This window comes from Flintibacter sp. P01028 (genome assembly GCF_041925235.1).
Lineage (GTDB): Bacteria > Bacillota > Clostridia > Oscillospirales > Oscillospiraceae > Lawsonibacter > Lawsonibacter aceti.
The window spans coordinates 294,927-309,375 of the sequence record NZ_JBHEVC010000003.1 but is presented as its reverse complement, the minus strand read 5'-3'; the positions used below and the strand labels follow the sequence as shown (position 1 = coordinate 309,375).

Genomic DNA, 14,449 nt, shown 5'->3' with positions numbered 1-14,449 from the left:
CATGGATCTGCGTAACCAGACCATCACCGTGGGCGAGCTGTTGGACGACCCCAAGTCCAGGGCGGTCTTCCAGCGGCGGTTTGGAAAATTGATGAAACATCCCATGGTGGGGGCCGCCCGGTCCCTGACGCTGCGCCAGCTGTCCGAGATGGCGGCGGTCTATCTGCCTCAGAAGACCATCCAGGATACCCTGCGGGAACTGAGTCAGATCTAGCGCCCAAGCCAGCCGCCTTTTGGCGGAAGTGACCCGAATCCGGGGGAAAAGAAAGATGGTTTTCTTCCATGTAACGGGTTGTCAGCGGCAGGAATTTGGGATAAAATAGAACATCATGAAAAAGAGGGGGGGACGGCCATGGATATCACACGTCAGCAGCGCCATGGCGTCCTTTTTTATGCCTGCATGGACCCTGCCTGGCGGGGGGCGGCCCACGGGTTTTCTACTCGGCTGGGTGGGATATCCCCCGCCCCATGGGACAGCCTGGATCTGGGGGCTAACCGGGGGGATCACCCGGCCAATGTCCGGGAGAATTTTGTCCGCTTCTGCGCTGCGGTCGGTACGGATGCCCGGAGCCTGGTGAAAAATCATCAGGTCCACAGCGATCTTGTCCGCCCTGTGACACGGGCTGATATCCAGTCCGACCCAGCCGCCCCCGGCGTCTATGAGGCGGACGGCCTGGTCACTGACGAGCCTGGTGTCTGCCTGACCATCTTTTCTGGAGACTGCATCCCTGTGCTGCTCTATGACCCGGTCCGCCGCTGCATAGCCGCTGCCCATGCGGGCTGGCGGGGCACCGCCCTGGGGATCGCCGCTCGGGCAGCGGAAAAAATGTGCGGCGACTACGGCTGCCGCCCAGCGGATATCCTGGCCGCCATTGGGCCGGGGATTGGCCCCTGCTGCTTTGAGACCCATGTGGACGTGCCCGATGGACTGCGCGGCGGCCTGGGAGTGGAAGCCGACCCCTTTATTCACCCCCTGTCACGGGCGGGGAAGTACCAGGTGGACCTGAAGGGGGCAAACCGCCGCTGGCTGGAGCTGGCCGGCCTGGACCCGGACCATATCTCCGTCTGTGACGCCTGTACCGCCTGCCGCCTGGACATCTTCTGGTCCCACCGGGTCCAGGGGAATGCCAGGGGCAGCATGGCGGCTATGATCCAGCTTCTCCCCACCCCGTGATGGGAAGAAGATACCTCTATCTTTGCCCTGTGAAAGGTTAGTGTATGAAACGATTTTGCGCCTGCCTTCTCTCCGCCGCCCTGCTCCTCTCCCTATCCGCCTGCGGCGGGGAAGGAGAGGCCAGTTCTTCTGACAGCTCCGTGGATACCAGCCAGGAGGAGGTCCGGGAGCCGGAAACGGCGACCCTGACCCTGGCGTTCTATCCTCAGCAGAGCCTGCATCCGGCGCTGTCCGCCAACCGGGCCAACCTGACATTAGCGCCCCTGCTGTACGAGGGACTGTTCGCCGTGGACGGCTCCTTCACGGCCCAGCCGGTGCTGTGCGAGAGCTATACAGTCAGCCCGGACAAGCTGACTTGGACCTTTACCCTTCGCGGTGGAGTTACCTTTTCCGATGGCACTTCTCTAACGGGAGAGGTGGCGGCCGCCGCCCTGGAATTGGCCAGAGGGGAGGGCTCCCGTTACAGCGGCCGGCTGTCCCATGTCACCTCAATCACCGCTGGGGAGGGGACGGTGACAGTCACACTGGACGAACCAAACGGCTCACTCCCCCTGCTGCTGGACATCCCGCTGGCCCTGGGGGCAGGGGAGCGCCCTGTGGGAACCGGCCCATACCTTTTGTCGGAAAACGGGGAGGAGGCGGAGCTAACCGCACGGGAGAACTGGTGGCAGGCCAGACAGATGCCTGCTGATACGATCTCCCTGAAGATTATGAACAAGAGTGACGAGATGATTTTCGCCTTTGACGCTGGGGATATCTCCCTGGTGGAAGTAGATTTGATGGGGACCAACTCCCTGGGCTACTCTGGCAGCTATGAGACCTGGGATTACAGCACCACGTCCATGATCTACCTGGGCTTCCATACCAGGGCCGGCCTGTGCCAGTCGGCGGAGGTGCGCAAGGCTCTGGGGCGTGGAGTAGACCGGGAGTCCATCGCCCGCATTACCTACGCTACCCACGCGGTCCCCTCCGCCCTGCCTGTTCACCCGGACAGCCCCATGTACGACCGATGGATTGCCTCCCAACTGTCCTACGACCCGGAGGCCCTGGTGAATGAGCTGGAGGCGTTGGGCGCGGCTGGCCGGGAGCTGGTACTGTTGGTCAACACCGAGAATATGGCCAAGGCATCTGCTGCCCAGTGGATCGCCGACCAGCTGGAGTCGGCGGGGATGAAGGTCCGTGTGGACAACCTGCCCTTTGAGGAATATATCTCCGCACTGGAGGCGGGACGGTTCGACCTGTATCTGGGGGAGGTGGCGCTCACCGCCGATTTTGACCTGTCCGCGTTGCTTGCCTCGGATGGCGCGCTGAACTACGGCCGCTGGCAGGATGAACAGACCGACCAACTGCTGGCTGCTCTGGCCGCCGCGCCTATGGACAGCAGGGAGGAGGCCGCTTCCGCCCTGTACGCCTATCTGGGGCAGCGGGTCCCGCTGGTGCCAGTGTGCTTTAAAAACAACTCCGTTTTGACGAAGTGGGGAAAACTGTCCGGCCTGTCCCCGGTGCGTGGAAACCTGTTTTACGACCTGGAGAACTGGGTTATCTCCTAGAAAGCTGCTGTTATATCCAGGGCGCGGGCTGGCGCCCTTTCATCGAAAGAAAGATAGGTGGAGGAAGAAAAATGAGTGTTTACCGCTGTTATTCCGTAAAAAAGCCCGGCTTTGATGTAGAGGCCAGGGGCTTGTGCAGGGCGCTCCAAGAGCAACTGGGTGTCCAGGGCCTAAAATCGGTGACCATTTTGAACCGGTATGACGCCGACCAAATCAGTCAGGATGTCTATGACCAGGCCAAGAGTATCGTGTTTTCCGAGCCCCAGGTGGATGCGGTGTACGACGAGACCTTTCCTGTCCCCGGCCACCCCCACTCCATCCTGGCGGTGGAGGCCCTGCCGGGCCAGTTTGACCAGCGGGCCGACTCCGCCGCCCAGTGCATCCAGCTCATGGCCGGTGTGGACCGCCCTCTGATCGCCTACGCCAAGGTGTATCTGCTGGAGGGGGAGCTGTCAGACAGCGACCTGGAACAGATCCGGGGATACTTGATCAACCCGGTGGAGAGCCGCCAGGCCGCCATGGACAAGCCGGAAACCCTGGTCCGCACCCACGAGGCCCCCGACCATGTGGCTGTGCTGGAGGGGTTCACCGCTCTGGACGAGGGGGGGCTGTCCGACCTGCTGTCCCAGTTAGGGCTGGCTATGGACCTGGATGACTTGAAATTCCTCCAGGCATATTTCCGGGACCAGGAGAAGCGGGACCCCACCATAACCGAAGTGCGGGTAGTGGATACCTACTGGTCTGACCACTGCCGCCACACCACCTTCTCCACCCATCTGGACGAGGTAGAGATCAGCGATCCCGATGTGAAGGATGCCTATGAGCGATATCTGGCCGCGCGGGTGGAGGTCTATGGGGAGGAGAAGGCCGCCAAGCGGCCCCAGACCCTGATGGACATCGCCACCATCGGCACCAAGACCCTGAAAAAGCGGGGCCTGCTCCCCGAGCTGGACGAGAGCGAGGAGATCAACGCCTGCTCCATCCACGTCCCGGCCAAGGTAGATGGCAAAGAGCAGGATTGGCTGCTGATGTTCAAAAACGAGACACACAACCATCCCACAGAGATCGAACCCTTCGGCGGCGCGGCCACCTGTATCGGCGGCTGTATCCGGGACCCCCTGTCCGGCCGGGTGTATGTCCACCAGGCCATGCGCTTCACCGGCGGAGGAGATCCAAGAGTCCCCTTTGAGCAGACGCTGGAGGGCAAGCTGCCCCAGCGGAAGCTGGCTCAGACCGCGGCGGCGGGCTACTCCTCCTACGGCAACCAGATCGGCCTGGCTACCGGCCATGTGGCTGAGGTGTACCACGATGGCTATATCGCCAAGCGTCTGGAGTGCGGCGCGGTTGTCGGCGCGGCCCCTGCGGAGAACGTCCGCCGGGAGCGGCCCGCCCCCGGGGACGTGGTCATCCTCCTGGGCGGAAGGACCGGCCGGGACGGCATCGGCGGGGCCACCGGCTCCTCCAAGAGCCACAACAAGAAGTCCCTGACCACGATGGCCTCCGAGGTCCAGAAGGGCAACGCCCCTGAGGAGCGGAAGATCCAGCGCCTGTTTCGGAACGGTGAGGTGACCCGCCTCATCAAGCGGTGCAACGACTTCGGCGCCGGCGGCGTGTCCGTGGCCATCGGTGAGCTGGCCGACGGCCTGAAGATCGACCTGGACGCGGTACGAAAGAAGTACGAGGGCCTGGACGGCACCGAGCTGGCCATCTCCGAGAGCCAGGAGCGCATGGCTGTGGTGGTGGCCCCGGAGGACGCGGCCAGATTTATCTCCGCCGCCGAGGCAGAAAATCTGGAGGCTTATCAGGTGGCCGTGGTCACCGAGAGCCCCCGGATGGTCATGCACTGGAAGGGCCAGACCGTGGCCGACCTGTCCCGTGAATTTTTGAATACCAACGGCGCGGTGAAGCACGCCAGCGTGTCTATTCCCCGCAAGAGCGATTTGGGCAGCCTTGTTGTGGACCCCGATGGAGCTTGGTTTGGGGAACATAAACGGGAGCATGTACCCTTCCACAGCCTGCGGGAGATGGCCTCCAGTCTGAAATGCGCCTCTCGCCGCGGTTTAACGGAGCGGTTCGACGGCTCCATCGGGGCGGGTAGTGTCCTGATGCCCTTCGGCGGAAAAAATCAGCGCACCCCCGCCCAGGCGATGGCCGCCCTGTTCCCCGTCCTGCCCGGTCAGGAGACCGACCAGGCCAGCGTCATGGCCTGGGGCTTCGACCCAGATCAGATGATGGAAGATCCCTTCCAGGGCGCTTACAACTCCGTAACCGTATCTCTGGCCAAAGTAGTAGCTGCCGGCGGAGACTATAAAAAAGCCTACCTGACTTTTCAGGAGTTCTTTGAGAAGCTCCGGGACGAGCCCCGGCGCTGGGGTAAGCCCTTTGCCGCCCTGTTGGGCGCTCTGAAGGCTCAACTGGACTTCGGCCGGGCTGCTATCGGCGGCAAAGATTCCATGTCCGGCTCCTTCCTGGACAAGGATGTGCCCCCCACTCTCATCTCTTTCGCCATCGCTCCGGTGAAGGCGGGGGAGGTGCTCTCCCCCGAGTTCAAGGAGGCGGGCCATCGGGTCTATCTCTTCCGTCCTTCGGACTGGCCCCGATTCCACAACCTATGTCAGAAAGGACTGGTTCGTTCCGCCTATGCGGTGGAGAGCTGTGTGGCCGAAGCTGTGATGAAGATGGCTTTTGGCAACGGGATTGGCTTCCAGGCTGCCGCTGCGGTCCACGGACCGGAGATGTGGTATGTTCCAATGCCTGGTTGGATTGTGGCCGAAGTGGATACAGATTTGGCACGGACTTTCCTCCTGGGCTTCACCGTGGATGTTGCGTCTGTTGATCTGGGCGGTGGTGACCGTGCCCCCATCCAGGAGCTGCTTTCCCTCAATGAGGGCGTGCTGGAGAAAGTTTACCCCACCAAGGCGGGCACCACCGAGACCGTCGCCCCCATCTCCTGGGACAAGCCCTCCGTGGCCGTGTGCAGGCACAAGTCGGCCCATCCGAAGGCAGTCATCCCCGTGTTCCCCGGCACCAACTGCGAGTACGATACCGCTCAGGCCTGCCTCCGGGCGGGCATCGAGCCGGAGATCGTGGTAGTTCGCAACCTGACCACCGATTTCCTTACCCAGTCTGCTCAGGCGCTGGAGAAGGCCATCCGCTCGGCCCAGATGATGGTTATCCCCGGCGGCTTCTCCGGCGGCGACGAGCCAGAGGGCTCCGGTAAGTTCATCGCCTCCTTCCTCCGTTCCCCCGCCCTGGCGGAGGCCATCATGGACCTGCTGAAACACCGGGACGGCCTGATGCTTGGTATCTGCAACGGCTTTCAGGCTCTGGTGAAGCTGGGACTGGTCCCCTACGGCGAGATCCGGGATATGGATGAAAACTGTCCCACCCTGACCTATAACCTGATTGGCCGGCACCAGAGCCGGTATGTCACCACACGGGTCTCCTCGGTCCAGTCCCCCTGGATGCTCAAGAGCAAGGTGGGCGATCTGCATACCCTGCCCATCTCCCACGGCGAGGGCCGCTTTGTAGCGCCGCCCAAGGTCATTGCCGACTTGATCGGCCGGGGCCAGGTGGCTACCCAGTATGTGGACCTGAACGGAAATCCCGCTATGGATATCAATGTGAACCCCAACGGTTCTCTGGAGGCCATTGAAGGCATCTTTTCCCCTGACGGCCGGGTGTTCGGCAAGATGGGGCATCTGGAGCGCCGTGGCCCCTATGTGGGCCGGAATATCCCCGGAAACAAGCATCAACCCCTCTTTGAGTCGGGTGCGGAGTATTTCAAATAACGCATGGCAAAGGCGGCCCCCACGGGCCGCCTCCATTTTTATCTTTTTTTAATCCGAACATAGGGGAGTTTTTAAGAATAGCATGGTAGGATAGCACTGTAAAACACAGGGAGGGATCCTCTATGATCAAACTCTTAACGCTTTCGCTGCTGTGCCTCTTTTTGATTCCAGTGATTTTAGTAGCCCTGCTGCTGTTTAGCATCCCCTTTGCCATCGTCATGGCTGTTTTGCCCTGGCTGTTGCGGATTGCGGCAATTATCCTGCTCCTCCGGGGCCTGATGGAGAGCCCCTTCCACTGGTCTGCTCTGGCGCCGGCCGGAGTAGCCTTTGCCCTGTCTGTCCTGCTGCGGTAGGCCGGGGGGAGATGCCTCCGGCCTGCTCAGGAAAAAACAGAGGAAAAAATGAAATTTCCTGTTGACAAAGGCTGGCAAATCGGATATACTAACTCTTGCCCTGCGTAAGGGAAAAACATGGCGGCATAGCTCAGGTGGCTAGAGCATACGGTTCATACCCGTAGTGTCCCCGGTTCAAATCCAGGTGCCGCTACCATATCAATTACGGGAGTTCTCCCGTTCCCATATAAAAACGGCCCGGTGGTCAAGCGGTTAAGACTCCGCCCTTTCACGGCGGCAACACGGGTTCGAGTCCCGTCCGGGTCACCACCTTATTTATTGCCGTTTCCATATGGAGGCATAGCTCAGCCGGTAGAGCGTCCGCCTCACACGCGGAAGGTCACAGATTCGAGTTCTGTTGTCTCCACCAGGAAAAGACACCCATTCGGGTGTCTTTTCTTTTTTGATTTTTCCCCTTTATTAGCTCTGTGGATAACCTAGAGTGCCCTGTCGGTTGGCTTACTTGTGAATCAATATGACGCCAGATGAGAAATTTTGGGGCTGCAGCAGAAAAAAACTGTGGCACTTTAACGGTTTAAAGTCTTGACTTGCGCGGATGAGTGAACTATAATAATCCAGAACGCGAGTCGCGATCAAATTTATACCTTTTGTGTTGAGGAGGAAAAATCGTGGAAGGATCTACAAGCGGATTGATGCTGGTGCTGGCCAGCACGGTCCTGGTGATGCTGATCGGCTTTGGCATTGCCTTCTATTTCCAGCGCAGGACCAAAACAGCAGAGGACTGGGCCATGGGCGGACGAAGCCTGCCGTCTTATGTAATTGTCTTTACCCAGTTTGCCACCCTGGTAGGCGGCGGTGTGCTGGTGGGCCATGTGAGCATCGGCTTCAGTTATGGTATGGCTCCCTTGACTTACGGAATATGTGGCGCGGCTGGCTGTTTTATCATGGCCATCATCGCAGCTTGGCTTCGTGAGAATGAGTTTACCACTATTCCCGACATTTTTGAGAAAGTTTATGGCAAAAACCGCTTCCTTATGTTAGTGGGTGCCCTGATGGCCATGGTGGTCCCCTTTGGCTGGATCGCCTCTCAGGCCACCGCCTTTGCTAAACTATACACTTCCATAACCGGAATTGACAGCCGGATCCTTGTGGTGGGGATGATTGTAGTCAGTGTGTTGCTGACCCTTCCCTCCGGCTTTAAGGCTGTGGCCTGGACTGATTTTGTGTTTGGCGTGCTGATGCTGGCTTTGTGTCTCCTTACCGGCGTGCAGGCTCTGGATATGGCTGGCGGCTGGGAAAATATTGTGGCCAACCATCCCGCCCCTGAAACACTATCCCTTCCTGGAGGGCTGATGTCCGCTGGCTTCGCCACCACCGCACTGTGGTTCATCGCCGCCACCCCTGGCATGATGACCAACCAGATGACCCTTCAGCGGGTGTGCGCCGCAAACTCCGCAAAGAATGCCCGCCGTACTTTGATTGTAGGCGGTATCCTGATCGCTGGAATTGAGTTGTGGGTGGTGGTAGTAGGCAACGCCTGCCGAGTTCTCAATCCTGGCCTGGCCCCCGAGGATGCTAGCGGCTGGTTCCTGACCCAGATCCCTACCTGGGTGCTGGCTTTGTTCTCCGGCTTTATTGCTACTACTATTCTATCGACCACGGACAGCGCCCTTCAGTCTGTGTCCGTCAATCTGACCCAGGATATCTACAAACAGTTCATAAATCCCAACGCTGAGGACAAGAAGCTGCTGTCCGTGTCCCGAATCTGCACTGTGTTTGTGGCCGTGGCTGCCGTGGCCTTGGCCATCGTATTCCCACGGGTGTTGGATCTGATCGTCGCCTCTTATGCGTACTCAGCCTCCGGGCTGCTGGTGCCTATCTACTGCGGCTATGCTTTCCGAAATAAGAATTTCCTGACTCCGGCTAGCGGTGTCGCGGGCGTAGTGGGTGGAGTGATTGGCTGCGGTCTGGCCCAGGCGTTTGAAGCCTCTCTGCCTGCTGTCTTTGGGATTCAGTTGCCCTATGCCATTTATGGGATCTTGGCTTCCTTCCTCTGCCTGATTGTGGTGGCCCTGGCTACCAGGAAGTCCAAATAAGAATATTTCTGGGGCGCTTGAAGAACAGGAAAAAAAGTGATAAAATTTGAAACCAAGACAGAATGACTGTCGGCGGCGGGCCGTGCTCGCCGCCGACAAGATTACCGAAATAAGGAGGAGTTTATGATGAATACCATTCTGTTAAAGGAATCTGAGATCAAAAAGCTGGTCTCCATGCGGGACATTATTGAGATAGTGGACAAGACCTTCGTGGACTTGGGGGAGGGCAAGACGATCAATCCTACGAAGCTGAACCTGAACCTAGGGGACAGCGAGCCTACCAACCTGCCCTATAAGGCATCCCTCAATGCCATGCCCGCCTATATTGCCTGGCAGGATATGGCTGGCCAGAAGTGGGCCGGTGGCTGGGGCAAGGGCCGTCGTGAGATCGGCCGCCCCTTTATCAACGCCCTGATCATGCTGGTTCATCCCAACTACGGCGACTTCCTGGCCGTGATGGATGGCGCTTGGATTACCAATATGCGCACCGGTGCCCAGACCGCCGTTATCCTGCGCTATCTGTTGAAGGATAAGAAGGATATTACCGTTGGCCTGTATGGCGCCGGTGTCCAGGGCCGTACACAGACCGAGGCCCTGACCGCTATCTTTAATGTCCAAAAGCTGTATGTTTATGACCCCGTGCCCGCTGCCGCCGCCAAGTTTAAAGAGGACATGAAGGACTATGTCCAGGGCGAAATCATCGTGGTGGATCACCCCCAGAAAGCGGCCAAGGCGGATGCGGTCATTACTGTTACTCCTGCTACTCAGGCATTCCTGAAGGGAGAGTGGCTGGAGAAGGGCACCGTCTATTTTGCCATGGGTTCCTACCAGGAATGTGACGACCAGGCGATTCTGGGTGCTGATAAGCTGATTTGTGACCATGTGGGACAGTGTCTCCACCGCGGCAATCTAAAGCATTTGGCTGAAGAGGGTAAGATTACGGAGAATAGCGTGTACTGTACCGTGGGAGAACTGGCTGCCGGCATGAAGCAGGTGGGCGACGTGGCGGATCAGAAGCTGCTGGTGGTCCCCATCGGAATGGGCTGCCTGGATGTAGCTGTGGCTGGCATCGCCTACCGCAAGGCATTCTCCCTGGGTGTGGGGGAGACCTTCGCGTTTGACGAATAAGGAAGGCGGACTCCATGAAGCAAAATTTTGCGGTATTGGGTGCCGGCAACGGCGGACAAGTAATCTCCGCCTATTTGAAACTGTGTGGGAAACATGTGACCCTGTATGACCGCTTTCCTCAAGTCTTAGCGCCGATAAGAGCCAGAGGCGGCATTCAGCTAGAGGGAGTTTCCAAAACCGGTTTTGCCAAGCTGGATCAAATCTGTGAGGATGTGGCCCAGGCGGTAGACGGAGCGGAGATCATCTTTGTAGTACTGCCCGCTTTTGCCCATGCCTATGTGGCCCAGGAGCTGGCAGGCTGCTTGGTGGACGGCCAGACGGTCGTCGTTTGTCCCGGCGCGACCGGCGGCGCGTTAGAATTCCGGGCAATCTGGGACAGGGCCGGCTGTCGGTCCAAGGTCCGCCTGTGTGAGACGAACAGCTTGTTCTATGCTGCCCGGGCCCAGGATGCTGTAGCTACCATTTCCGGAGTGAAGGATGAGCTGTCTCTGGCGGCCCTGCCTGCACAGGATACTCAGGCTATCATTGACGATTTGTCTGATGTGTACCCACAGCTGATTCCCGCAGCCAATGTACTGGAAACCAGCCTAAACAACATGAATACGGTTGTCCACCCTCTGCCTGTTCTGCTCAACGCGGGCAGTATCGAACGAGGGGAAAAGTTCCGCCACTACTTTGACGGCATCACCCCCGCGGTGGGCGAGGTAGTGGAGCAGATGGACCGGGAGCGGGTAGCTGTGGGCAGGGCCTACGGGCTGGATATTCTCAGTCTGAGAGACGCTTATATCCACTACTACCATGTTCAGGCAGAAAAGATGTCAGACCTGTGTCATATGTCCCAGGCCCACGCCGATATTATGGCTCCTGGGGTGCTGGACTCCCGCCTGATCGTGGAGGATGTGCCCATGGGGCTGGTGCCCATCTCCGCCCTCGGCCGGGCAGCCGGGGTGCCCACCCCAATCATCGATTCGGTGATTACGCTGACGGGTGCGCTGGTCGGCCAGGATTTCTGGAAGTCCGGCCGGACGATGGAGTCACTAGGAATTGCCGGGTTGGACCGGGAACAGCTTATGGCGAAACTATAATATAAAAGGGCCTGTGGCGAAAAAGCCACAGGCCTTTTTATAAGATGGGACGTATCACAGCAGGGCGAGCTGTTTTAGCAGGAAAATCCACAGGAATAGGGTCAAGCTGCAGAGCAGAGAGGTAGTGACAATCAACTGGGCGGTCAACTGATGGTCGCTGTCGCAGGCCAGAGCCATAGGATAAGAGGTAGAGGCGGTGGGGGAGGCGATACAGACCAGTACAGTGCCTAGCGCCCCGCCCCGGAAGCCCATCAAAATGGCAGGAATCACCGCACAGGCTGGAGCAATGACCAAACGGACCAGCGCCCCAAAAAGGACAGGCTTCCAATTTGTCCGCAGCCCGCCCAGCCGGAAGGAGGCCCCTAGGGCGATCAGCGTAGTAACACTGCCTGCGTTGCCCAGACTGGCCACAGTGGTTTCCACGCAGGAGGGCAGCCGTACTTCCAGAAACAGACAGATCAGACCCATTAGGCAGGCCAGGATCAGCGGGTTGCGAAGGATGCTAGTCAATGTTTTCTTCAGATCTGCCCGCTCTCCACGGCAGGTTTCCAGTGTGATTACCGCCATCACATTGTACATGGGGACCATAATAGCAATGGCCATGGACAGCAGCGCTACCCCATTCCCATCCATCATTTGTTGGGCTAGGGACACTCCAACCACGGCGATGTTAGTGCGAAAAGAGTTCTGGATATAGGCGCCCCGGCGTCTGTGATCGGGCTCTGCCTTAGTATAGATTAAATAGCAGAGCAGGAACCAGCCCAGCAGCCACAGGGCTAGGTACAGAAGAAGGTCCGGCTGGATGGCTGTAGATAAGTCGGTGGAATAGATGTTGGAAAAAAGGAGGCAGGGAAGCAGGGCGTGGAAGCTGAGAGAACTGAGCTGGTCGAACATCCCTTCCGGTACTACTTTACTCAGCCGGATGAGAAGACCGGTGCATAGAGTGAGAAACATGGGGATGACACAGTTGACAGATACAATGAGATTTTCCAATTTCTATACCACCTTATCTAGTTCCCTTTTTGTCTATTGTAGCACAATCAGAAAAAAAGGGAAGAAAAAGATAGGCCAGTTCCACGGAACTGGCCTATCTGTCTTACGACCGGTTTTGCGCCTCTACCAGCCGGACGCCGCAGTATTGCTCCCGTAGCTTGGGCTTCTCGATCTTGCCGGTGGGATTCCGGGGAACGTCAGCGAAGATGAGCTTGCGGGGCCGCTTATATCGGGGGAGATCCATACAGTACTGGTTAATTTCGCTCTCGGTACAGGTCATGCCCTCTTTCAACTGGATGATGGCGGCGGCAATCTCACCCAGTCGGTGATCGGGTAGGCCAATCACAGCCACGTCGTGGACCTTGGGATAGGCGGACAGGAAGGCTTCGATTTGAACCGGGTACAGGTTCTCGCCGCCGGAGATGATCACATCCTTTTTCCGGTCTACCAGATAGATAAAGCCCTCCTCGTCCTGACGGGCCATATCCCCGGTGTGGAGCCAGCCGTTTTCCAGAACCTCGGCGGTGGCCTCCGGATTGTGGTAGTAGCACACCATAACGCCGGGTCCCTTGACACACAGCTCGCCTACATCACCCTGCTTCACCAGGGCATTCTGTTCGTCCACAATTTTTACCTTCCAGCCATAGCCGGGAACCCCGATGGCCCCCACTTTGTCCAGGTGATCCATGCCCAGATGGACACAGCCAGGGCCGGTGGACTCGGACAGGCCATAATTGGTATCGTACTTGTGGTGGGGAAAGTAGCGCATCCAGTGTTTGATGAGGGAGGGAGGGACTGGCTGGGCACCAATGTGCATGAGCCGCCACTGGGACAGATGGTAGTCCTCCAGCTCCAGGTCCCCTCGGTCTAGGGCGGCCAGGATGTCCTGACACCAGGGGACCAACAGCCAGACGATGGTGCACCGCTCAGAGGAGGCGGCCTCGAAGATAGCCTGTGGCGTGTTGCCTTTCAGCAGAACTGCCCGGCTTCCAGTGAACAGAGAACCAAACCAGTGCATCTTGGCGCCCGTGTGGTACAGGGGCGGGATGCACAGGAAAACATCCTCATGGGTGGTGGCGTGGTGGATGGCCTCCATCCGGGCGGACTGGATCAGGGCCTGGTGCTTGAGTAGGATAGCCTTGGGAAAGCCGGTAGTCCCGGAGGAGTAATAGATGGCGGCTTCGTCCTCGTCATCGATCAGCACCTTGGGAGCGACGCTGGAACAGTTGGCGGTGGCTCGGTGGTAGTCCTCGGCAAAGGAGGGGCAGGTGTCGCCCACGAAGAAAAGGAGCATCTGCCGGGATATCTTGGGCACAATGGCCTCCACTCGGCCGATGAACTCCGGCCCGAAGAACAGCACATCCACGTCAGCCAGCTTCAGGCAGTAGTCGATCTCGTCGGAGGTATAGCGGAAATTGAGAGGGACGGCCACCGCTCCGGCCTTTAAAACTCCGAAGTAAATGGGGAGCCACTCCAGGCAGTTCATCAGCAGGATAGCGACCTTCTGTCCTCTGCGGATGCCCCGACCCAGGAGCATATTGGCAACCCGGTTGGCTTTCTCGTCAAAGACGGACCAAGTGATCTCCCGGCGGTAGGGGACGGAGGAGGTGGGCTGGATCAACTCGTACTCCTTCCAGGTGACCCGCTGTTCCTCCTGGATCTCGGGGTTGATCTCTACCAGGGCGATTTCCTCACCGTATAGTTTGCTGTTGCGCTCCAACAGATCCGTGATAGGCATGGCGCTCATATCCTTTCCAAGGCCGGATTCGGCCAGGTGCTTTATTGATTTCAACCTTTAAACCGTTAAAGTATCATAACCCATTTGCGGCCTGTTGTCAAGAGGGAAACGCCAACGGGGATGGAGGCGAGGCTGTAATTGATAAAAGCGGCATTAGGTAGGCAGTCCTGTCCAGCCCCTGTACCCGGAAGTAAACAGGGAAAGTCGTTCAAAGAACAAAAATGGACTTGACAAATGATGCCAGAGGTGTATAATGCGAACCAATAAAGTGTGGACGGAAACAAAGTAGGGCGCGGGTCCGGCTGTACAGAGAGTTCCCGGTAGGTGTGAGGGGCACAGCTTCGCGTTTGAAATTTCATTTCCTGAGCTGTCCGAGGAAAGGCTTTGGGCTGAGTAGAGCGGATCGGGTCCTCCCGTTACAGAGGCTGGGTGTTGTTGGACACCCGATAAGACTGTCCCTATGGGGACGGTGAACAGAGGTGGTACCACGGGAGACGTTTCCCCGTCCTCTAGCGGCTTAGGCTGCTAGGGGGTTTTTTGT

Annotated in this window: 10 protein-coding genes and 3 tRNA genes; 11 read left to right on the top strand and 2 right to left on the bottom strand. The window is 58.4% G+C overall.

What is annotated here, in order from left to right; genetic code table 11:
• Window position 1 precedes the first annotated feature (1 nt).
• From ACEVJK_RS08300 to ACEVJK_RS08250, 11 genes are all read left to right on the top strand, one after another.
• Window positions 2–214, top strand: coding sequence for a hypothetical protein (locus ACEVJK_RS08300; RefSeq protein WP_240288484.1), 213 nt, complete (start codon window positions 2–4; stop codon window positions 212–214).
• 138 nt (window positions 215–352) lie between these two features.
• On the top strand, window positions 353–1,174 hold the full coding sequence (gene pgeF / locus ACEVJK_RS08295; RefSeq protein WP_262670196.1) for a peptidoglycan editing factor PgeF: 822 nt from the start codon (window positions 353–355) through the stop codon (window positions 1,172–1,174).
• A 44-nt stretch (window positions 1,175–1,218) separates the two neighbouring features.
• Window positions 1,219–2,724, top strand: coding sequence for an ABC transporter substrate-binding protein (locus ACEVJK_RS08290; protein WP_374740362.1), 1,506 nt, complete (start codon window positions 1,219–1,221; stop codon window positions 2,722–2,724).
• 71 nt (window positions 2,725–2,795) lie between these two features.
• On the top strand, window positions 2,796–6,515 hold the full coding sequence (locus ACEVJK_RS08285; RefSeq protein ID WP_374740361.1) for a phosphoribosylformylglycinamidine synthase: 3,720 nt from the start codon (window positions 2,796–2,798) through the stop codon (window positions 6,513–6,515).
• A 122-nt stretch (window positions 6,516–6,637) separates the two neighbouring features.
• On the top strand, window positions 6,638–6,868 hold the full coding sequence (locus ACEVJK_RS08280; protein ID WP_147573170.1) for a phage-shock protein: 231 nt from the start codon (window positions 6,638–6,640) through the stop codon (window positions 6,866–6,868).
• A gap of 119 nt (window positions 6,869–6,987) precedes the next feature.
• Window positions 6,988–7,064, top strand: a tRNA-Met gene (locus ACEVJK_RS08275).
• 38 nt (window positions 7,065–7,102) lie between these two features.
• Window positions 7,103–7,177, top strand: a tRNA-Glu gene (locus ACEVJK_RS08270).
• A gap of 24 nt (window positions 7,178–7,201) precedes the next feature.
• Window positions 7,202–7,277: transfer RNA gene (locus tag ACEVJK_RS08265), tRNA-Val, on the top strand.
• A 259-nt stretch (window positions 7,278–7,536) separates the two neighbouring features.
• A complete protein-coding gene (locus ACEVJK_RS08260; protein WP_147573172.1) occupies window positions 7,537–8,964 on the top strand; it encodes a sodium:solute symporter in 1,428 nt (475 codons plus the stop codon).
• Window positions 8,965–9,087: 123 nt separating this feature from the next.
• Window positions 9,088–10,092 (top strand): ornithine cyclodeaminase family protein, encoded by a 1,005-nt coding sequence (locus tag ACEVJK_RS08255; protein ID WP_147573174.1) that lies wholly within the window; start codon window positions 9,088–9,090, stop codon window positions 10,090–10,092.
• A 14-nt stretch (window positions 10,093–10,106) separates the two neighbouring features.
• On the top strand, window positions 10,107–11,177 hold the full coding sequence (locus tag ACEVJK_RS08250; RefSeq protein ID WP_374740360.1) for an NAD/NADP octopine/nopaline dehydrogenase family protein: 1,071 nt from the start codon (window positions 10,107–10,109) through the stop codon (window positions 11,175–11,177).
• A gap of 54 nt (window positions 11,178–11,231) precedes the next feature.
• Here the strand turns inward: ACEVJK_RS08250 and ACEVJK_RS08245 are convergent, their stop codons facing one another.
• On the bottom strand, window positions 11,232–12,170 hold the full coding sequence (locus tag ACEVJK_RS08245; protein ID WP_240288440.1) for an AEC family transporter: 939 nt from the start codon (window positions 12,168–12,170) through the stop codon (window positions 11,232–11,234).
• 103 nt (window positions 12,171–12,273) lie between these two features.
• Window positions 12,274–13,908 (bottom strand): class I adenylate-forming enzyme family protein, encoded by a 1,635-nt coding sequence (locus ACEVJK_RS08240; protein ID WP_186851821.1) that lies wholly within the window; start codon window positions 13,906–13,908, stop codon window positions 12,274–12,276.
• Between the last annotated feature and the right edge of the window lie 541 nt (window positions 13,909–14,449).

Coding starts and splice junctions, on each gene's coding strand:
- ACEVJK_RS08250 (WP_374740360.1), top strand. CDS start 10,107: ATGAAGCAAAATTTTGCGGTATTGGGTGCCGGCAACGGCGGACAAGTA.
- ACEVJK_RS08300 (WP_240288484.1), top strand. CDS start 2: ATGGATCTGCGTAACCAGACCATCACCGTGGGCGAGCTGTTGGACGAC.
- ACEVJK_RS08285 (WP_374740361.1), top strand. CDS start 2,796: ATGAGTGTTTACCGCTGTTATTCCGTAAAAAAGCCCGGCTTTGATGTA.
- ACEVJK_RS08255 (WP_147573174.1), top strand. CDS start 9,088: ATGATGAATACCATTCTGTTAAAGGAATCTGAGATCAAAAAGCTGGTC.
- ACEVJK_RS08290 (WP_374740362.1), top strand. CDS start 1,219: ATGAAACGATTTTGCGCCTGCCTTCTCTCCGCCGCCCTGCTCCTCTCC.
- ACEVJK_RS08240 (WP_186851821.1), bottom strand. CDS start 13,908: ATGCCTATCACGGATCTGTTGGAGCGCAACAGCAAACTATACGGTGAG.
- ACEVJK_RS08280 (WP_147573170.1), top strand. CDS start 6,638: ATGATCAAACTCTTAACGCTTTCGCTGCTGTGCCTCTTTTTGATTCCA.
- pgeF (WP_262670196.1), top strand. CDS start 353: ATGGATATCACACGTCAGCAGCGCCATGGCGTCCTTTTTTATGCCTGC.